Annotated in this window: 18 protein-coding genes; all 18 read right to left on the reverse strand. The window is 32.7% G+C overall.

Annotation, left to right across the window (positions count from 1 at the left end; genetic code table 11):
- Nucleotides 1-91: 91 nt before the first annotated feature.
- The 18 genes from JQC67_RS06640 to JQC67_RS06725 all read right to left on the reverse strand — a co-directional run bounded on the left by JQC67_RS06640 (nt 92) and on the right by JQC67_RS06725 (nt 21,456).
- Nucleotides 92-538 (reverse strand): nuclear transport factor 2 family protein, encoded by a 447-nt coding sequence (locus tag JQC67_RS06640; protein ID WP_203252045.1) that lies wholly within the window; start codon nt 536-538, stop codon nt 92-94.
- A gap of 46 nt (nt 539-584) precedes the next feature.
- A complete protein-coding gene (locus tag JQC67_RS06645) occupies nt 585-1,523 on the reverse strand; it encodes an RraA family protein (RefSeq protein ID WP_203252046.1) in 939 nt (312 codons plus the stop codon).
- A 37-nt stretch (nt 1,524-1,560) separates the two neighbouring features.
- Nucleotides 1,561-3,060 carry a mandelate racemase/muconate lactonizing enzyme family protein gene (locus JQC67_RS06650; protein ID WP_203252047.1) on the reverse strand — a complete coding sequence of 500 codons (1,500 nt, stop codon included), beginning with the start codon at nt 3,058-3,060 and terminating at the stop codon, nt 1,561-1,563.
- A gap of 334 nt (nt 3,061-3,394) precedes the next feature.
- Nucleotides 3,395-4,129, reverse strand: a complete 735-nt coding sequence (locus JQC67_RS06655; RefSeq protein WP_203252048.1) for a WecB/TagA/CpsF family glycosyltransferase — start codon at nt 4,127-4,129, stop codon at nt 3,395-3,397.
- A 19-nt stretch (nt 4,130-4,148) separates the two neighbouring features.
- Nucleotides 4,149-5,768, reverse strand: a complete 1,620-nt coding sequence (locus tag JQC67_RS06660; protein ID WP_203252049.1) for a glucosamine inositolphosphorylceramide transferase family protein — start codon at nt 5,766-5,768, stop codon at nt 4,149-4,151.
- A gap of 4 nt (nt 5,769-5,772) precedes the next feature.
- Entirely contained in the window at nt 5,773-6,873 is a 1,101-nt protein-coding gene (locus JQC67_RS06665; RefSeq protein ID WP_203252050.1) for a glycosyltransferase, read from the reverse strand.
- The gene (locus tag JQC67_RS06670) at nt 6,873-8,006 is read right to left on the reverse strand and encodes a glycosyltransferase family 4 protein (protein WP_203252051.1); all 1,134 of its coding nucleotides are present in this window, start codon (nt 8,004-8,006) and stop codon (nt 6,873-6,875) included. The genes JQC67_RS06665 and JQC67_RS06670 overlap by 1 nt, the downstream gene beginning before the upstream one ends.
- A gap of 12 nt (nt 8,007-8,018) precedes the next feature.
- Entirely contained in the window at nt 8,019-8,390 is a 372-nt protein-coding gene (locus JQC67_RS06675; RefSeq protein ID WP_203252052.1) for a hypothetical protein, read from the reverse strand.
- Nucleotides 8,391-8,419: 29 nt separating this feature from the next.
- Nucleotides 8,420-9,331, reverse strand: a complete 912-nt coding sequence (locus tag JQC67_RS06680; protein ID WP_203252053.1) for a glycosyltransferase family 2 protein — start codon at nt 9,329-9,331, stop codon at nt 8,420-8,422.
- A gap of 46 nt (nt 9,332-9,377) precedes the next feature.
- Nucleotides 9,378-10,691, reverse strand: a complete 1,314-nt coding sequence (locus JQC67_RS06685; RefSeq protein ID WP_203252054.1) for a glycosyltransferase — start codon at nt 10,689-10,691, stop codon at nt 9,378-9,380.
- Nucleotides 10,692-12,017, reverse strand: a complete 1,326-nt coding sequence (locus JQC67_RS06690) for a hypothetical protein (RefSeq protein WP_203252055.1) — start codon at nt 12,015-12,017, stop codon at nt 10,692-10,694. It abuts the gene before it with no gap.
- A gap of 1 nt (nt 12,018) precedes the next feature.
- A complete protein-coding gene (locus JQC67_RS06695) occupies nt 12,019-13,257 on the reverse strand; it encodes a glycosyltransferase (protein ID WP_203252056.1) in 1,239 nt (412 codons plus the stop codon).
- Entirely contained in the window at nt 13,250-14,443 is a 1,194-nt protein-coding gene (locus JQC67_RS06700; RefSeq protein ID WP_203252057.1) for a glycosyltransferase, read from the reverse strand. Before JQC67_RS06700 ends, JQC67_RS06695 begins: the two co-directional genes overlap by 8 nt.
- Before the next feature lie 18 nt (nt 14,444-14,461).
- Nucleotides 14,462-15,856: a lipopolysaccharide biosynthesis protein gene (locus JQC67_RS06705; RefSeq protein ID WP_203252058.1), complete on the reverse strand. Its 1,395-nt coding sequence runs from the start codon at nt 15,854-15,856 to the stop codon at nt 14,462-14,464.
- A 55-nt stretch (nt 15,857-15,911) separates the two neighbouring features.
- Complete coding sequence (locus JQC67_RS06710; protein ID WP_203252059.1) at nt 15,912-16,619, reverse strand: acyltransferase; 708 nt, start codon at nt 16,617-16,619, stop codon at nt 15,912-15,914.
- A gap of 87 nt (nt 16,620-16,706) precedes the next feature.
- Nucleotides 16,707-19,127 carry a GumC family protein gene (locus tag JQC67_RS06715; RefSeq protein ID WP_203252060.1) on the reverse strand — a complete coding sequence of 807 codons (2,421 nt, stop codon included), beginning with the start codon at nt 19,125-19,127 and terminating at the stop codon, nt 16,707-16,709.
- Nucleotides 19,128-19,132: 5 nt separating this feature from the next.
- Nucleotides 19,133-19,957, reverse strand: coding sequence for a polysaccharide biosynthesis/export family protein (locus JQC67_RS06720; protein WP_203252061.1), 825 nt, complete (start codon nt 19,955-19,957; stop codon nt 19,133-19,135).
- 143 nt (nt 19,958-20,100) lie between these two features.
- Entirely contained in the window at nt 20,101-21,456 is a 1,356-nt protein-coding gene (locus JQC67_RS06725) for an exopolysaccharide biosynthesis polyprenyl glycosylphosphotransferase (RefSeq protein WP_203252062.1), read from the reverse strand.
- Between the last annotated feature and the right edge of the window lie 313 nt (nt 21,457-21,769).

Genomic DNA, 21,769 nt, shown 5'->3' on the forward strand with positions numbered 1-21,769 from the left:
AGTAGTTGATAATAAAAAAATAGCCTTTGTAATAAATACAAGGCTATTAATCTAATTTTAATTGATATAATCAGTGTTTATTAATTCAGGCTTATAATTTATACGCCTGTCTAGCTAAAACTTTCCATTTACCATTGTTCTTTTTTAGAATCATCATGTTACCTATTTTGACGTGTACATCTTTACCTTCACTTTTGGCATCGGTAACGAAAAAATGTCTGGCTACAGCAGTGTCGTCTCCAGAAATAAAAATAGTTTGCTCTTCAGTGTTCAGCGTGATAAAATCAAATTCACCATTTACTACTTGGTCAATAAATTGTTGTTTATTTTCAAGTGTACCACTAGAATGACCATAAGTCAATTCATCCATCGTAAGTTCTCGTAATGTTTTGCCATCTCTATCAACCATAGCTTGACTAAGTTTGTCAATAGTTTTTTCAACTTCAAGTATTTCGGTGTTATTAGTTTTTGAAGTTTGGGCAGTTGCTGCGAATCCGCATGCAACGAATATTATAAATAAGTATTTAATTTTTCTCATAATTTATTTTCTTGATTTATTAAATGGAAATCTATTATAATCAAAGTTATTTTTTTTGAGTTTTTAGATAATCATTTAATTCTTTTCTGGTCATTGGTAATTTTTCATCAGGATAATTTTTTAACCAATTGTCAAAATCAGCTTTAATTTCTTTGGTCCATCGCATATCTATTTGTCCGGGTGTAAACTTTTTTTCACGAAGTCTTTGAAATCCGAATTGATCTCGTAGTCCAACAACTTCTGAAGAAATTACTAGATGAGCAACCAAATGGGCAGGAACAAATATGGTACCATGTCTATTGGCTAAAACAACATCACCAGGTAGAACAGTTGCTCGTCCAATTCTTATGGGTGCATTGATAGAAGACAACATTTGATTTTGAATATATGAAGGGTCCTCATCTCTATACCAGCCATTAAAACCTTCTATATCTAATAGGCCAGCTAAATCACGTATGCCGCCGTCAAAAATTACACCATTACCTGAATTTGCATAGATAGCATTACCAAGATTTGATCCAATTAAAGTGCCATCAATAATTTTTCCATACCCATCAGCTACATAAACATCACCAGGTTTTAAAATTTCAATCGGCCATGAATTACTTCCTCCAATTGTATCTCGTTTTTCTTTACCTCCAGTAATCTTTATGAGTTGTTCATAATCGGGTCTAAGTGGCATGTATTGTGCTGTTACTACGCGACCCGTCATGACTTCTTCTGGATGAATTATTTTCCATCCACCCTCATATTGACCATGGTATCCCTTATTTCTAAGGTAACCCCATGCTTCTTCTATTTGTATGTTTTTCATACGTTTCAAAAGGGCATCTGAAACTTTCGGGCGGCCATCATCAAAACGTTCTCCTTGCCACTGTGAAGTTAGCGCTTTAATATATTCTGGGCTTGAACCTACTTCTTGCGATTGGGTTGTTTGTATACTTAATACAACAACCGCAATCATTAAAATTACTTTTTTATACATTATGCTTTTTTATAAGTGTTCTATTATTTTAATTGACCTAACTATATGTTCTGTCATGTGATCTTAGCTCGTTCCATTCATCAGTTGGCGCAAAGAATGATTTATCTCTCGGATCTAAATGTTCTTTGATAACATCTAAATTTAATTCAATACCAAGTCCAGGAGAATCAAGTGGAACAGGGGAGAAGCCTTTATCAATCATTTTCTCTTTTCCGGTCATTTTCACTAAACTTTCCCACCAAGGTAAATCTACAGAGTGATGTTCTAATGCTAAGAAATTTTGAGTTGCTGCTGCACAATGTACATTTGCCATAAAAGAAACTGGCGTACCAGCTTGATGCATGGCCATAGCAATTCCGAATTCTTCAGCATAATCTGCAATCCGTTTTGTTTCTAAAAGGCCACCCGAGCTAGCTAAATCAGGATGTACAATGTCAACAGATCTGTTGTGAATTAATGGTTTGAAGTTTTCTAAATAGTGAATATCTTCACCTGTTGTGGTTGGTGTTTCAATGGCATCTGAAATGGTTTTCCATTGCTCAGTGTGTTGCCAAGGTATCATATCTTCAAACCAAGCTAATCGATATTTATCTAATGCTTTTGCTAGGCGAATTCCGTTGTTAAGATCAAAATGTCCATAATGATCTGTTGATATAGGAATTTCATATCCAACCATATTTCTAACATTTTCAACTACTTGTTGTAAATGTTCCAATCCTTTTTCTGTGATTTGTATTTGAGTAAAAGGGTGTGCAGTGTTTCCATAAGACATATAATTTCTTTGGTCGCCCCATTGATTTAAGCTGCCCTTGTTGTCTTCCCAAAATTTTCCATTTACTACAGTACCAGGTATGCCTTTAAGTTCACCAATAGATACATCCATTTTTAACCAAGTATACCCTTGTTCTTTCACTCTAAAGTTTATTAGTCGCTGTTGTTCTTCTGGTGAACTAGCTTCAGGAGTATCTGCATAAAGTCGAACTTTATCTCTATATCTACCGCCTAATAATTGCCATGCTGGCACGTTATATGCCTTTCCGCAAAGATCCCATAAAGCCATTTCTACAGCACATACACCACCAGCTTGCCTAGAAGGGCCACCAAATTGCTTTATACTTTTGAATATTTTTTCAACATTGCAAGGATTCTTACCTAAAATTCTAGCTTTAAGCATTAATGCATATCGTACATCTGCCGCATCTCTCACTTCTCCCAAGCCATAAATACCTTGGTTGGTGTCAATTCTAATAATTGCAGTGCCGCCCATTACAGCGGTTAAAGCATAGCGCATATCAGTAATTTTAAGTTCAGATGGTGATGACGAACGATTTACTTTTGAAGTAGTCTCAGCAACAGTATCCTCAAAAGAATAGCCCATGAAACTAGATAACGCAATACCGCCTAAGGCTGTTTTCTTTAAAAAATCGCGTCTTTTGTCACCAGTTTTAGGGTTGTTAATTTCGGCCTTTCGAGCATCTGCATATGCTTTTTCTTCTTGTTTGTTTTTTGAAATAAGTTCTTTTAAATTGTTTTTCATTTTCAGTTGGTTTATGATGTAAAAGATTTAACTACGCAAACGTTATAGTGTTGTTTTTTAATACATTCTTGAAAAACACAAAAGTTTGAATAGGTTTTCAAGAAAATTATTTAAGCAAATCATTAGATGAAAAAAATGCATTTCACCTAAGGGCATTTAATATAGTAAGAATTAATGATAGTTAAATTTTACAGGTCTATTTTTTTGTTTAAACTAAGAAATGTAATAAAATCATGTTGATTTAATAAAAATTTAAACTAAAAATGAAGTTGGAAAGTTGATTCTGAACAAGGCATGTTGACTAATTCAAAAAAAGCGGAGAACTTTTGATCTTTTAAAAAACTTTTTTGAAGAGGGCTTTGGTTAAGTGCCATGCGAAAACAGCACCATAATAGATATACCTTTTCCACATACGTTTTGGTTCTTTAAATAAACGTCCTAACCATTCAAGACCGAAATCTATCCATATTTTATTTGGTCTTTTCATGGTGCCGGCGTAAAAATCGAAAACGGCACCTATTGAGCAAATAATTGAAGTGTCAAGTGCTTCTTTATTTTCATACGACCATTTTTCTTGCTTAGGAGCTGTCATACCAACAAAAAGCACATCGGGTTTAAATTTGTTTACAGCTTCTGTCATTTGAGCATTGTCTTCAGCTGAAAACTTAGCTTTATAAGGTGGCGAATAAAAACCTGATTTTATATTCGGATATTCTTTTGAAAGTCTGGTGTTAATTAAAGATAGTGTGTTTTCTGATGATCCTAAGTAAAAACAAGAACCATGTTCAGAGTTTAGTTTATTTAGCAAAAATTGATGAATGTCTGCCCCAGCTATTTTTCTTATTTTTTTACCATAAAGTAATTTCGCTGCAATAACAATTCCAACACCGTCTGGTAATAGAATATCACTTTGTTTTAAAGCTTCGCTAAAATCATCATCTTTTTTTGCGATACAATATGAATATTGATTTATAGTATTGACAAGGGTCTTTTGAGAAGAAAAAGCACTAGACAATTCTCCTTCAAAAACTTGGTAACCCAAACAATCAATATGTTGTTCTTTTTGCATATGTATGGTAATAAACTATCTAATGTCTTTTATAAGCAGCATCAATTACAAAACGATCATCTGTTTGATGAAGATGGTGAACTGACATTAATCCTTCATAAAAATCAGGCTCTACGGTTTCAATTGTTTCCTCAGAATATTCTTCAAGGGTTAAATTTGTAATTCTATTAATGTTTAATGCACGCCCATAAACACCTTGATCATTAGCTTGCGATGGTCTGTAAATTTTATTTTTATAAGAAAAAATGGCTCCACCGTTTCTAGCAGTTCTTGAGTCAATTAATACTGGGTTTTGTTTATGAGGAATCAGTTTTTTTAATAAATCAGTTGATGAAACTTTATATATGTAAAGTTCATTTTCTAGTGGAACTGTTGTTGTCGCAGCCTTATTTAAAAACAACCATTTTTCGTTGTTTTCATCATCAAAGAAAAAAGCGTCTGCAATTAATTCACCTTCAAAAGCTGTAGAGTGTAGTTCCCATTGATCAGGAAAATGGGTGCATTTATATATCTCTAATTTTTTGTTTTCAGAACTTTCAGGCATTAGATAAATTTCCCCATTCTCCTCAAAAACATACGGGTATGACAAGTGGTAATCGAAATCTAATATATCAATTACATCCACTATTTGGTTGTTTTTTAATCGACCACATGAAATTTTGCCACGTTTGGTAGAGTAAGGATAATTTTCAAAAAACACATACGTTTCATTTTTATAATCAAACAAAAACGGGTCCGCCCAAAATTCATCTTTTGGTAATTTAATTGGTTCTAATGTTGATAAATCTGTAGTATTAAACTGCCCTTTAGCAATGAATAGCGTGAAACATTGATATCTCCAATTTAAAATTTTAGATGCCAATCGCTCTAAAATTTTGGTAGTTACTTTAGTGTAAAATTTTAGCATGTAATCAACTATTTGCAACGCATTAGGTTGGGCTAGTATTGTTTGCGTTTTAGTTGATGCTTGTTCAGTTGGCTCTAATGTTGCAACTGATTTTAAGTTTTTAGTTAGTAGTGCCACTGAAGATTCTAAGACCATATCAGTAGTTTTAACTAAAGACCAATGTTTGTTAAAATGTGCTTGGTCAAGTAGCAATGGTTGGGCCTCTGTTTTACTAACTTTTAAAAGCGAAACTACCACTGTTGCTTCTTTATTCATTATTTCCCAGAACCCAGTAGGACTATGATTTGTGATATGCTTGGCATTATGTTTTAAAGACCATGTACCATGTTTTGCTAAACCAGATAATTCTTTACAATGTATAGTGTCTTCCAGTTTTAGAATTAGGTCTAAATTGTGCAATTTAAGTTGTTCTATATCTTTAGAATTACTCGTAGAATTTTCATTAATCTCAAATTTATTTACCTGACTTAAACGCTCAGATAATTGAGAAGCTTTAATGGTTTTTAGTTTTTTAAAAAAGAATTTTCTTTCAAGTGACCATTGTAATTTTAAAAAGAACTTAGCGAGGTTGTTTTTTGGAGTTTTTAATTCGTGATAATGCTCGCAAGTTGTTTTTTGAACAGTAATTAGCGCTGATAATTCTAGCTCTTTACTGACTAGTAAATGCTGTAGTATACGCATTTGCCAGTTGGCTAAATTATTTAAATCATCTGTTATTACTGCTATTTTCATAACGTTATTTAACTGTTGAGTTTATTTCGCTAAGAATTGAAATCAAATTTTTTTCAAAGATTTGAAAGGTAAATAACTCATTATATCTGAGTCTACTTTCTTTGCCCATTTCAATACCATGCTCTTTGTTATTGATGATTTTTTCCATTTTGCTGGCCAAATCTACAGCATCCTTTTTTAGAACTAAATACCCTGATTTGTTATTAATTACCATTTCTGGAATAGCCCCTTCATCCGAAGCAATTATTGGTAAACTATTTTGCATTGCCTCTAATAAAACCAATGGAAAGCAATCCTCATGAGTAGGATGTACAAAGACATCTGCATTCGTCATAAACGGATTTTTATCTGTTCCATATTTTTTACCATGTGCAAATACCTGTTCTGAAATAGCTAATTGGTCTACTATATTATGAAATGATTCTTCATCAATATCAGACCAATCACCAACAAAATGACATTCAAAATTCAAGTCTTTCTTTGATAGAATTTCACAAGCATGTAAAAGTGAGTAAACACCTTTATCTTGCATCATATTAGATAAAAATAGAAAGCTACATGAGTCAGTAGTATCCTGTTTTTTAATTGATGTTTCTACTTCAGGTATTCCGTTAGGACAGAAAAAAACATCTTTACTTTTAACATACATTGAAATATCATCATAAAGCAAAGGGGAAAGTAATATTGATTTAGTTTTTCGAAATACAATTCGATAGCAAAGTCGCTTTAACCAGCTATAGCTATTTGCCTTAACACCTTTATTATGAAAATGATAAACTATTTTTTTTCTAAATAATTTAAGCAACAGAACTACAAAAACATCTTTGTAAAACCCCGGACCTTTTGCAGTTAAGGTCATATAACATAAATCATATTTCGTTTTAATTAATGCTTTAGTTGTATTTTTTAGAATATTAAAAAGAGCAGAAATTTTTCCTTGACCGCGTTTGCCAATGTCATCAAGGCTAAATGATGTTGCTAGATTAAGATAGTCTGCAGAAAAAGTTGTGTTAATTATGCTACTATCCTTAATACGTTTACTCACCATAGAAGCCCCATGAATGGGTGGTGGTAAATGTAATATGAATAGTATTTTTGATTTCATTATTTAATTGTTGCGTGTTGTAATGTATTGTTGTTCTGTTTTGAATTGGTTTTACTTACATGATCAATAGCGTCAATTACACCTTTCGCTGAACTCTCAAAATTCAATTCTTGTACCTTGCCTTTTGCATTTTTGCTTAATCTATTCCATTCATCACTATTGCTTAATATTTCGAAGGCTTTATTCGCCCACAGGTCACTATCAATTTTAATTGCAAAACCAGTATTGTCATCAACAAGAAGGTCATTTACTATTCCAGCATATGGAGAAGTAATTACGGGCGTACCACTAGCCATAGCTTCATTTGCAACAACTCCCCACGGGTCCATTCTTGTTGTGAATAAAAAAAGCTTAGCGTCTGAATAATATTCTGGTAATTTCTCTTGAGAAATAAACCCAGGAAAATCATAATCAATATTATGCGCATCTAACTTTGAAAATAATTCTTCTTGTAAGGGTCCGCTACCTAATATCAAAACTTTAAATCCGTCAATTTTTTGTGCTAGTTTTATTACCACATCTGCGAAAAAAAATGGCAGTTTACGTTCAGTAAACTGACCTGAATACATAATGTGATACTTTCTGATATTGAACTTTTTATCATTTTCAAACTTTGAATTATGAATGCACAATGCACTTTGAAAAATATGTTCTTTTTTAACTCCGTAGTATTGAAAAAGCTTTAAACTATTTTTACTAGCCCCTATATAGGCTGATGAAGTTTTAAATACAGATTTACGAATAAACTTATGTACCCAAGACAAGTCTTTTTCAGACCCTAACCAACCATCGGTCATAGGAATGAATTTTTTGCGATAAAGTAAGGTGTGAATCCAACCATATAAATGAGTTGGGTTAAAGCCTGTGGCAATAACAATGTCTGGGTTGTATTGTTTTAATACTTTAAATATTTCTGGGTTATTATGAACATAATTGAAACCGTCTTTTTTAAGTCTCACGTTTTCTTTTAAAAAGGTATGATTGAATTGCAGGTCATTCAGGTTCCAGCTTCTATTAGATTCCGTATTCGCGCAGTAAATTACTATGAAATCTTTACCATATTTTTGATTAAGAATTTCGTACATCGGTAATCGATATGGAGCAGGTATATTTGTAATGAGAGCAGTGCGCATAGGTTGATAACTTTAAAAATATATTTTTAGTTCACAAGACCTTCTTGTTCGTACGTTTAATTTTACTGCCATTTGCTTTATCACGCTATTGTAGATTTTAGCCGTAGAAACAAGCTTAATTTTCTGTTTTATAATACTGCTCTTAGCTATAAAATCAATAGTGTTGTTACTGATAATCCTTCGCCGATTTGCATGATTATCTAAATCAATAATACTTAATCTTCTGAAGCCAAAAGCTACGGGGTGTTCAATAAAACATCCATCAGAATCTGGTCCCCTATGAACAATTTTATCATTCATGGTATTGATTCTACTCAATAAGGTATCCTTAGGCTTTTGGCCTTCAGCGCTTGAGAGTGAAACAATACCATTAATACCGCACATTTTATTTTTCTTTTTTTAATATTTATCTATTACGAATATTCATTATACCTCAAGCTAAACATACCAGCTAATGCACCTAAACTATCAGCAATAGCCAAAATACCCCAGTATCTTTTGTTAAAGGGAATTAGGGCTAATGGTAGGGTTATAATACCAGTTAGTAAATACGCTAGGCTGATAAAAAACTTTTTAACCATTTGCATGAAATCTTTCTTCAATTTTAAAATATATGTATAGGTTGACGCACCTCTAAAAGTCCGTTTAATCAGCCATTTTAAATTTGCCCGATTACTGGGAATGGTTTCATAGACGATGGCCTTTTTTGACCAATAATTTTTGGCCTTTTTTTGCGTGGCTACAACACCAAAATAAGAATCTTCACCACCTGTAATATTAAAACGTTCGTCAAAAGTTAAATCGTTTTCAATTATAAATTGTGTTTTGAGCAATACATTGTTGCTTTCAAAATCTGATATTGCTTGATTATGGTCAAAATCAAGATAAGAAAAGTTTACAGCGATACTGTCTTTTATTTTATCTTCAAACACAGGAATATTTGGTCCTTGAACAATGTCAGCTTTATTTTTATCAGCAAGACCTACTAATTCGTTCAGCCAATCTTTTGTCACAAATTCATCATCATCAACAAAAATGATATAATCAGAATTTAATTGAATAGCCTTTGCCAAAATTTCATTTCTAACATGCGATAAACCTTTTATAGCATAGTTGTGGTAAATAAAATTGAAATTTAAAGGGCAATTTTTCTTCAATATTTGTGCTGTTTCTGCTGCTGACCTTTCTGAATCATTATCAACAACTAGAATATCAATAGTTTGTATAAGCTTGCCGTCAATATTACATTGGTAAATGCTATCAACCAATTTGGCTAGCATTGCTGGCCTTTTGTATGTTGGTATACCAATTACTAGATGATTCATAACTTATACTTCACTAGGTTAAGCTGAATAATTATTCAGTAATGTTTTATTTTATTACACTTTCAATACATGCGCGAAATTCAGTTGCAACTAAATCAGTGTTGTGTCTTTCTTCAGCTAATTTCTTTGCTGTTATCGCAAAATTTTCACGTAATGGTAGGTCTACTACTAGTTTTTTTATCTTATTAGCGAGTTCATCACAGTCATTATTTGTAACTACTGCAGCCCAAGATTTTTTCTTAGCGTATTGCACAAGAGCTGTGTCTTCTGGGGCGAAAATGATTATGGGTGTTCCGCTAGCCATATATTCTGAAGCTTTTGTAGGCATTGAATATTTAATAAAAGCTAAGCCGTTTGGATCAAAATCATACGGTAATATCATAAAGTCAGCACCGCCAAAAACACTGGGTAATTCAGAATAGGGTACAAACTTTTTAAATTTAGTACACTTGTAATTGCCAAGCCATTCTGGGGATCCGGGTGCTTGAAGCATGAAATTAATTGACATATTCAATTCATCATTTACTTTATCAATGGCAGCTGCAATTGTCATTAATGAATTGTCAATACCTAAGCCAATTCTGCCCGCATACATAATTGTTGGGCTTGAACTTAATTCGTATGATAAACGTTGACCTGTTTTCCAAAAGTCGATATCAATTGGGTTATGAAAAGTGATAAATTCTTTGTTATATCTTTTCTGATATTCTTCACCCATATAATCACTTATACTCATTACAAGTTTAGAGTGATTGAGTAACTGCTTAAATTCTTTATTAATTTTTTTTCTCCAATAGTTTTTCATGAAAGACTTATTGCCAGACAAGGTCAGCCAGTCATCCATTTTATGAAATACCATGGGTTTTTTTAAATATTCTTGAACAGCGATACAAAACAAAATTTCTTCTCTTGAAGTACTTTGGGCGTATATAACGTCAGGGTTAAAATTGGTGAGCCATTCACGTATTTGCGGTGATAATATAGTTTTAGAAATGAAATGTGTGAGGCCAAAATAATAAAAGAACGGTTCTACATATTTTGTTGTAAAGTTTGTTCTTGATACTGATTTATCTTCTTCAGCAACTACTTTATCTTTTGTCTGATCCGTAAATCGAACTTCTCCGCTTTGATATTTACGACGTATTAGGTTTAACGGAAATATCCATTTTCGCTCATCAGAACCCAATTGGTAATATTTATTACATTTTGTACTTTCTATTTCTCCTTTTAATAAATAACCAGAGCAGGCAACTGCGATTTGCTCACTACTCCATTTTGAAAAGAGATTAGAAAGCGTAATGCCACCACCTGTGTCAGACACAAAAGGCTGATTTAATATTAATACTTTAGGAGAAGACATTTAAGTTGATTTATCGTTTAACTGAATAGTGTTTTGCTCGTCTAAAATTGGCTCAAATTTTCCTTTGAAATAATTTATTAGGGTTTCTTCGCTTAGTCGTCTATATATTGGCGAGTAGCAGATGCCAATTGAAACCCAAACCAAAATATAGTTCATACTGAAAGTAGTTACTGTAGTAGGGTACAAAGAAATAATCCATAATAATATCCAAAAACCAGCAGCTTTTGCTAATGAATTGTTTGAAAAAAATAGACCATTTAGCATTGCAGGAACCGCAATTAATAGTAGAAGTCCTAACCCTATACTGCCACCTTTTAAAATAGTATTAAGGTAATCTGTTTCAATTCCATCTCTATAGCCAGAAGTGTCGCCAGATGAATCAATTCCGGGTGGTGCGGCAACCAAACCACTCATACCTCTGCCAATTAACCAATCTTTGGCTTCCATGTCAGCATAATAATATAGCTCAACTTCACTTCTGGTATCTTCTTCTAGTCTTTCTTTAATTCTATTTACAAATTCAATGTCACTATTACCAAAGGCACCCAAGCCTATAATTGACATTAGAAATCCTGCGAAGATTGATAGTATTACCAGAACAGACTGCCTTTTGTTTATATATAGAAAAATCAAGAAAGTAAGAATTAGCGCACATCCGATAATGAAAATTAGTCCTCTTCTCACACGAAAAGCGGCCAATGCTAAGCTTACTAAAATCACAGCTATCGCCAATAATTTTTTGTTATTAGACTGAAAATTATAGGTCATCAACAAAAATGCTGTTGGAAAAGCCATAACTTTAACTAACACTTCAAATATATCTCTACCATCAACATTATCTCGATCAATGATGGGTGCATACATTAGCACAAATCCAACAAAAAATAGGATACCGAAAGCCGCTATTACTTTAAATATGATTTTTAGCGAATGTGGATTTCTTGGAAACAATAATATTAGAGGTGTTATGTATAGAAACATACCATTTAGTGGGTTAAATAAGATGTTTTTTATTTCTTCATAACCCATTTCAACCCCTCTAAGAACAACAAAAAATTGCCAGAAAATAAATAAGTGAAATAGTAGAGCGAGGTATTTACTTTCAAATTTGAGGGCAATCATTAGTGTAGACGAGATTACAAACAAGGTTATGCCAACAAGCCTTAAAAGATCACAAATCATGTAATTTGGATCTGGTCCTACAGAAAGCGTATAGCCAAAAATATATATTATAAAACCGATCCAAAAAACATTTAGTAATTGGCGATTCTTATATGAATTTCTTGACGCTAATAATTGGTCAAAGATTTCTTCTTCATGTTCCATATTAGTCAGTCGGTTTTTTTGAAAGTAGTTCAGTATGGAATTCTATATGTCTATTTATAATAGGTTCTGTGTCAAATTGATTAGGTGCGTAGCCTTTTACTTCGTTGTTTAAACAGTATAAAATTCCTTCAGCTAAATCTTCAGAATTTTTATATTCTGCGAGATATCCATTTTTTTTATGATGTATCATGTCAGGAATTCCACCTATATCAAAACCTGTTACCGGTGTGCCACAACATAAACTTTCCATTACTGTTGTGGGTAAATTATCTGCCATTGATGGTGCAACAAAAACATCAGCTGCGTTATAAACTAAAGCCGTTGCGCGATCATCTTTCATGTATCCTAAAAAATTCACCTTAAACGGAACTGCGTCTACAACGTTTTGGTCATAGTCGCTACCAAAGAGTAGTATTGATGTTTTGCTTGGGTCCATTTGAGTAGCCAGAACACCAAGAGCATCTTTTAAATAACTCCAACCTTTATAAGGGCTATTTGGTGATGCAGCGCCAAAAGAAATTATGGTCTCATCTGCATTTAAATTCAATATCTTACGCGCTTGATTTTTGTCAATTGGTTTAAAAACCGAATGGTCAATCACGTTAGGAATGTGATAAACAGGTTTGTTTTTTGTTAGGCCCGACTTTTTTGCCATATTAGTTAGCCAGCTACTAGGAGCCACAAAGTTCAAATTTTCAAATTCAGAATAAAATTTATTCTTTTTCTGAAAACCTTTCACAGATAAAGAATTCTGATTGCCTTCAGAAAAAACTTGACAATCGCCACAATTTGTTTGATAATTATCACAGGTAAAATTGTAATGACAGCCCCCAGTGATGTACCATACATCATGCATAAATACAATTATCGGCTTGCCTAATTTTGCTAGCTGCTTCATGTTTTTAATGCTTAAAAAGCCAGCAAGTGTCCAATGAAAATAAATGATATCTGCCTGTTCAACAAGTGGGTGCTTTGAAATATTGTTTCCTAAAATCGGATAAGAAAAGAGACCGAATTCTGGCACTGTTTTCTTGCTTTGTTGTAAATAGAATTTACCATTTATAGCAGATACTATTTGATTTTTTAATCCTAGTGATTCTACATTTTTATCCCATTCAATCTCTGATGTAAGTGTAAGCATCGTAGAGTGTACACCATGCTGATTGAGTGCTCTATGTAGTCTGAACGCTGCATTACCCGATGAGGGCAAGTGTGTTTGTAAGTGTAGAACCCTAGTCATTGGTTTTTGAATTATGTATTTCTTTCATAATAGAATTAAACCTATTTTCAAAAGCTTGAATTGAAAAATTTTCCTGCGCAAAATAAAAGACATTTTCACCTAAAATCCTTAAAAATTCGCTGTCTTTGTTTGAAATGTCTGTAAGCTGTTGATCTATGTATTCTATACTGAAATCATTCAGAAAAATGGCATTATCTTTTAGTCTATTAAATCCGGTGTTTCTCATTACAATCGGAATTAGACCATGTAGCATAGTTGTGCTAACCGCTGTAGAAAACCCTTCAGAACATGAAGGTAGAATGCAAAATGTGCATTGCTTCATTAGAAAAGTAAATTGGTCTGATTTGATATCAATGTAGCCATGGTCGATAATGTTTTTTTTATCAGGAAAACCAATAAGTTTTCTGTCATCTTCATAAAATCCAGCTACATGAAGTATAATATCTTCTCGATTCTCAAACACATCGAATAATAAGTCTAAGCCCTTGTGAATAGCACCGTAGGAGCCAAACCATAAAAAATGTTTTTTTGTTAAATCATGGTTCTTAGCCGTGAATTCAAAAGAGGTGTTTTTTATACCCGTTGGAAAAATATTGATGGGTTTGGCGTAATCTTTGAGAAAAGGTTCAACTTCGCTCATGGTTAGAACATGAGAATATTTTTTAAGCATGTGATGGTCCCAATAATAGTGACCTGACCGTACTATTTTTGCTTCTACTTTTTTTCGTTCATAGAAATAATCTAGGCGTTTTTGTTCTTCAATTTTTGAAACATCAGGATGATGCTCCGTCATGTATAACACTGTTATCGCACTTGGGTGTAATAAGGTTAACTGATAAAAAGTTTCGCCAAAGCCAAATATTAAATCATACTTCTTGTTTTTTAAGTACTCTAATGTTTTTAAGTCATGACAGTCTACGATATCAATAGCATAATCATTATCAATAAGAACTTTTACAATTGAGAGTATCTCAAAAGGTTGTGTTCGACCTATATTATTGTTTTCCCAATCTGCAAAATGGCTAAAAGTTACATAGCTTATAATGGCCTTTTTTTGATTGCGCGTAGTTGTTAAATTAATGTTCTGCACCAAGGCACTATCTTCAATACGCTCATCATAAAAGTAATTTTTTATGTTGCGCCAGATTTTACCTTTAAGTCTATTTTTAAAATTGTTCAATTTCATTTGTACGGTGAAGCTTTTTTATCTAATCCAGATGCCTTGCTTCTTTTTATTAATAATCATATGATATTGTAGTGGTGCCAAAATGAAACCATTGAAATTCGCTAGTATGGCAGCAATAAACATTGCATGCACGCCCATGTTAAAATAATCAATCATCAAATAGGCTAATATTAAGTATAAAACAGGACTGAAAATACTAGCCCAAAATTGGAGTCGTAATGCGCTAATTCCATTTAAAAAACTAACATATTTAGAGCCAAATAGAGATACCATAAAAAATGCAAATCCCCAAAATGAGAGTGTAAAATTAATATCAACTACATCTTTACCAAGCCACAGTGTATATATAGTTTCTGATGCCAAGAGCATGACTATACCTCCGCCTAAAAAAGCAATATTGAGGTAATTGTATTTCTTCATGCTGTTTTTTATCCAATCGATTTCTTTTTTCATAAAAGCTTCAGTCGAGGCAGACCAAAATGGGGCCAAAAATATCATAAAGCCCATACTTAGAATATTGAAATATTTATAAACAATATTGTATGACGTGACTTCACTGGGGCCGAAGCTTCTTGAAATAATAATATTTGCTGATTCATATTGTACCAAACCGGCAATTTGAATGACAAAGAAGATTACACCGAGATTAAATAGGCCTTTGGCATGGGTAAACTTTATTTTAGATATTTTGGGTCTGTATGCTTTGTATTTTCCTTTGAAAAAGAAAAAGTTAGCCCCAATCAAAGCTATTAAAGGTGAGGCACAAAGTGCTAGACCTAGTTTTACTAAAGAACCTTCAGTGGTTTTTACTAAAATTACAATTACAATTAAAGTGATTATTTGACCAATGACATTAATCAATGATGCCTGTGCGGGCTCTTGATCAGCTGTGATTACTGTGGTAATTGTTTGTAGTACAAATTGTAAACAAAAATAAGTAAAGACAATTAATGCCAGCTTAGAAACGTCAGCAGCGTATTCTGGTGATAATTTAAGTATGGAAGACCAATCTAAAAAAGGATTAACGAGAAGAAAAATCAACCAAACTGAGCAAAAAACTATGGCTAGTATTCCGTAGGTTGTACTAACATATATTTGAGCACTATCATGATCACCTTTGGCTTTAGCTTCAGCAAATTTATTACGTAGGCCATGGGTAATACCAATATCAAAGAAACTGAACCAAGCAACAATTGAGCTTAAGGTTAACCAAATACCATAACGAGAAGGATTAACATAATTAAGTGTAAGAGGCACAACAATTAAGCTAATAGCGATACTCACTACTTTTATTATTAGTGATCCAGCTATATTCTTTTTTGCTTTTACACTACGTTCATGACCACCACCCATCTTATCTCTAATAAAATTAGATAAGGGTGATATGAATCTATTTTTTAATGGGTCAAACAAGTTAATCGGATTTTAATGGTTTAGTGTTTTCGATTATTTTGATAAGTGCCTTATCTTAATCAGGTTTTCGATCCCTTGTCCACTTGATGTTTTCTTTTATGATTTTAGCAGGTGAGCCTGCCAATATTATGTTTTCATTATTATATTTTTTAGTTACTACCGATCGCGTAGCTACTATACTATTTGAACCAATTGTTACACCTTTTAAAATGGAGGCATGTGCGCCTATCCAAACGTGATCTCCTATTGTTACATTTTGCGCAAAATTAATTCGTTTATTGGTGTGTTCATCATAAATAGCATGAGAATCACCAGTTCTTACATCAATGTCATAAGCGAACATACAATCATTGCCAATATTAATTTTTGAATCAGATTCTGTAGCAGCTAAATGGGCGTTTTCAAATGTACTGTTCATGCCAATGTTAATCTCGCAATTTTCATCTTCAATCCATAATGATCCTCCTTCATTGAAACTTACATTTGATGAAATTTCAATTGAATTTGCGTCACCAACAATAAAGAATTTTACGTTTTTAAAAAATGCGTCAGCCCCAATAGTAATGGTATTGTTGTTGCCGTTAATTTCAAATTCGCAATTAATAAGTCTAGCTGAAGCACTAATTTTTAACGTATTGTTATTGCCACTTATATTTCGATGGTATGTTTTTGTAAAGAGATATCCATCTCTGTAATTTCGAAATAATTTAGTAAGCCAACTTTGTTTTTTTATAGATGCTTTTGAATTTTCTTTAAAGCCCATAATAATTTTAAAATGTTGAACTTGCTTTTAGTTGCTGTGTTTTTATATAGGCAATTCAGTTGCTTAGATTAGGGTTGATTTAATTAATTATTCATCGGGCATATATTCATATGCATGCCCATATTTGTTTGAATAACCATATCCGTAACCAATTTCTTTATTTAATGCACCTCTTTTTTTAATGCCATTAAATACAATTGAAACACTTTTTAATCTTTTTAAGATATGCGAATCTTCAAAATGCTTAACTACTTGTTTTGGTGTATGACCATGTCTAACCATTAATAAAGATTCATCACAATATTCAGCTAAAAGGTTTACATCAGCTACCAAATCTATTGGTGGTGCATCCATTATAACAAAATCGAACTTATTCTTTAAATACTCAAATAATAAATCAAGTTTACCATTTAGTAATAAATCAGTGTGGTCTTCTCCATCGCGTAAACCAACAGGTACTACACTTAAATTTTTATTTATAGTTGTAACATTAACGACTTCAGAAAGTCCGCATTTTCCTCTTAAGTAATCTAAAACACCTCTGTTTTTTAGTAAGTTAAATTGTTTTGTTGTGTTCGGTCTAATAAAATCAACATCAACCAATACAACTCTTTTGCCAGATTTAGCAATGCAATTCGCTAAATTGGCGCAAACAAAACTCTTTCCTTCACCTGAAATACTCGAGGTTGCTAAAATGCTCTTTTTAGTAAAGCTTCTACTATACAATCCTAAGGATGCACCCAATTGTCTAAAGTGATCTTGTAGGGCTTGTTCTTGAACTACTAAAACAGAAGAGCTATCTAATTCTTTTGTCTTTTTAAATCCTTTCTTTTTTTCTGTTTTTTTAATGTCAGTAAACTCTTTGAGGATTATTGAAACCTTGTCTTTTTCTTCTATATTCGGAATTTCAGCAATAATCGGAATTGAAGTGTATCTTTCGATTTCTGAACGGAAAAGTATTCTTCTATTTAAAAACTCCTTAACTATAACATATAAAATACCTAATGCGAGCGAAAATGCCAACGCCATTAAATATATTAGAGTTCTATTTGGGCTTACAGGGTCAAAAGAAGATTGTGCTAAGTCGACTACTTGGCTTGCTCGGTCACTAGGTGCATATGTGAGTGCAGTCTCTTCTCTTTTTTGTTGTAAAAATGCGAATAGGTTGCCTTTAATAGCTTTTCTTCTGGTAATTTCAAGTAGTTCTTTTTCTTTTTCAGGAATAGCTGTTAATTCATGTCTTGATGATCCAGAACTTCGATTTAAGTTACTTAAACTTGCCTCTAGGTTACTTTTTTGGTTTTGAACATTTTCAAGTATACTAGGTCTAATCTTCTTAATCTCGTTGGCAACTGACGATAAAATAGGGTTGTTTTCACCTGTGGTCTTGCGTAGCTTTTCGTATTGAATTTCAGAGTCATACAATTTATTAAGCAATTGCGTTAACGCTGGATCATTTACCCCTAAACTTGAAGGTACTATACCCCCTTGAATATTATTGGATTGAATATAATTTTCAACCTGATCAAGAACTGCAATTTGTTGTCTGGCAGATGAAATTTGACGATCATATGCGCCCATGTCTTGCAGGTAAAGCTTGCCTTGTTCACTTAAATCAATGGCGCCTTTTGTTGATCTAAACTCTTGTATTTCTTGTTCAAGATCATCTAATTCAGTTTTTACTTTATTCATGCGTTCTTCAATGAACGAAAGAGTGTTAGATGCTAATTTGTTGCGTTCATCTACTGCTTTTTGATTGTATGCATGAATCAAGGCATTAAGAATATCTTCACCTCTTTTTGGGTCAGGATCTCTAAATGTTACTTTAACAACCGTAGACAGCTTAGTTGTAGCACCAGCTAACAAGTTGTTTATCATAGAGTCAGTAATGAGCCTTGGATTGTATAAGGTATAATACAATTTGCTTTTATTATCTAATGATATTTTGTTGGTTGTGTTATATTTAATAACGCTTCCGTCAGCAACGGTTACCCATTCATCAGTAGGGTATTCTTTACCATTTACGAGTACTGATTTTTTATTCGCGTTATATGTAAAATAAAATTTTACGGGCTCATCTTCTGAGTATAACGGAATATTGTCGGGGTCTTTGAGTTCGATAGAAATTGGAGAAATTGAATAAGCAGAAGCTTCACCAAAAGATTTCTCTTTCATAACGGGTGCGTACAAATGCAATTCTTTGGTTACTTGGTCCATTAGCGACCTTGATTGAATAACCTCAATTTCATTTTCAACAATTTTCTTTGAATCAAAAGGGTCAATAGCCTCCATCATTTTAGCATCATCAACACCTTTGTTTTCATCTTTGATAAGCAAAGTTGCAGAAGCTTCATAGATTGGTGTTGTAAACTTTAAATAGGTCCAAGCGCCAAAAAGTCCAATCAATGCGATTAAAACATATAACGGCCAAAACGGTAAAAACCTTGAGAATAGTTCACTCAAGAAATTTTCCTCTTCGTTTAGTTTATTTTTTTGAAAAGCTGCCATTTTTTTTATTTAAAGTTTACAATTGCGACTATGCCTAATGAAATGGCACTTAGTAAAACAGGAACCCATAGGGTTGCCTGGCTTGAACTTGAAATTCTAGTTTTATTTGCTTCAACATAAACAACATCATTCGATTTCAGGTAGTAGTAGGGTGAGCTAAAAATTTCATCGGTTGTAAGGTCAACTCTACTCAACTTTTTAATACCAGCTTCTTCTCTAATAATTACCACATTTTCTTTTACACCATAAATAGTGATGTCACCAGCTAGACCTAAAGCCTCAAAAATTGAAATTTTCTCGCTGGGTACTGTCAAAACAGTTGGGTTCTTAACTTCTCCTAAAACTGATACTTTATAATTTAAGTACCGAATATCAACAATTGGGTCAATAAGTAATTTTCTATCGTCTAAGATTGAAGTGATTTCTTCTCTAAGAGCCTTCTTTGTTTTGCCTGCGGATTTTATCTTACCTAAAACTGGAAATCTAATAAACCCATCTTGGTCAACTAAGTACCCTGAGATGTTTGCTACATTACCTACTGCATTTGCTGTTTGTGCTTCAGAAATGTTCGCTTTGTTAAACATTTCAGCTGCTTCAGGGTTAATACTACTAACTGTAATACTTAAAAGATCATTTTCTTGAATTATAGGCTCAAGATTTTCATTTTTAACAGTAAATTGTGTGTCAGGTGTATCAAAGAAGTAAGTTGCATCTTTAGTGCTTCCACAAGATGCTAATACCACAGAGGCAGCTAGAATAAATAATGCTTTTCTAATGAATCGATATATATACCCAATTTTTGTTTCGTAATTGATAGAGTTCTTTTTCATTTTGTTCTTTTAATACAGTATTTTTTTTAGTTTTTTCATTTTTCCGCAATAGACAAATAAAAGCATTCGCCTCAATCGTCCAAAATAAGATCGTCAAACGCGACGATTTATGGCTTGTCCTTCAGTTATAATTAAAAATATGATCAATATGCCTTTTCTTCTTTTTTGAAAAAATTTGCAATAGTATTAAATATTATTGCCAAATCAAGCCATAACGACCATTTTTCAACGTAAAAAATATCAAGGCGTACTCTACTTTCAATGTCATGATTATTCTCAATTTCTCCTCTATAACCTCTTGTTTGGGCGAGCCCCGTAATACCTGGTTTGACAAAATGGCGAACAAGGTATTTGTCTACTGAGTTTTCATAATGATCCGTATGTAATTCCATATGTGGTCTAGGGCCAACAACACTCATATCACCCAAAAACACATTGAAGAATTGCGGTAATTCATCAATACTCGTTTTTCTTAAAAAGTTTCCTATTCTTGTTACTCTTAGGTCATTTTTAATTGCCATTTGAGTATCAGAACTTTGATTGCAAACCATGGATCTAAACTTGTAACACCAAAATACACGTCGTTTAAAGCCATGTCTTTTTTGTTTAAAATAAAGGCTCCCTTTAGATTCAAATCGTATCAATATATACAATAGTGGGCTTAGCCATGATAAAATTGTAATTATGACCAGTGATGAGAAAAACAAATCAAATGTTCGTTTAGTAATACGGGCATATTCAGTGTCTAATGGTACGTTTCTTAGATTTAATACGGGTATGTTATCATACAATTCAATTGACATTGCTCTTGAAAACATTTCTTTATTATCAAGTAATACCTTGAATTTTATTAAATTATTATCAGCAAAGCCAATTAGGTTTTTTAGTTCTAGAGCGTTAAACTCAGATGCTTCGCAGTAAATTTCATCAATATCATTTTCAAGTATATATAGAAAGCAATTTTCTACCTTGCCTAAATAATTTTCATTATTTGACTGCTTGTCACTAAAAAATCCTAAAAAGCGATAGCCTAAATCTGGTTCGTCAAATACCTTTTTTACCTTTTCAAGGTTGCCATTGCCGCCTATTACAACAAGTTTTGCTGAGTTTCCCCCTCCAGTTCTATAGGTGCTCATGAGCCAAAAGAATAGTGCTCTGTAGGTTAGTAATGCGAGGCAAATCAGCGCATAAACTAGTAGGTGATATTGCACTGAATCTTCAATTTTTCCAATAAACGCAAACAATGCAAAATAAGCCAACCCATAGACAAGATAGAGTTGAAGCATACTATTAAGCTTTGTTGTAAATCGATCTTTACGCCCAATTGGGTAGTATTTAACCCCATTTATTATAAAGATCCATGATAAATTATAATATAAGATGTGATAAACATTGAAATAGGTGTCTGGTGTAAGGTAGGCCAGAATTCCATTAATAATACATAAATGTATTACTACGGAAATAGGAATTATAAAGTCTGAATTTTTATACTGTTTCATATTTCAGCCTACAATAATCTGAGTTAAAAGGGTGTCTCTATAAATGGCTTTGTAATTTTAATTTAGAGCCAAATTAATTATGCTTAAATGGTTTTTTTGTCAATAATCAGACCGTAAAGCTGTAGGGTTTCTTGGAGTTTTGGGGAAAGGTATTTACTGATTTTACACGAAGGTATATATTAGTGTTAAACCACACAATTGAATAAAATTATTATGTTGTTTTATTCTGATTATATGGCTTTATGTTTAATGGGTAATAGGGTTAAATCATATTAAATAACAGGGTTTTAGGAGTTTTTGTGAATTATTTTAT

Origin of the sequence: Aurantibacter crassamenti, from assembly GCF_016811105.1 — a bacterium.
Classification (GTDB): domain Bacteria; phylum Bacteroidota; class Bacteroidia; order Flavobacteriales; family Flavobacteriaceae; genus Aurantibacter_A; species Aurantibacter_A crassamenti.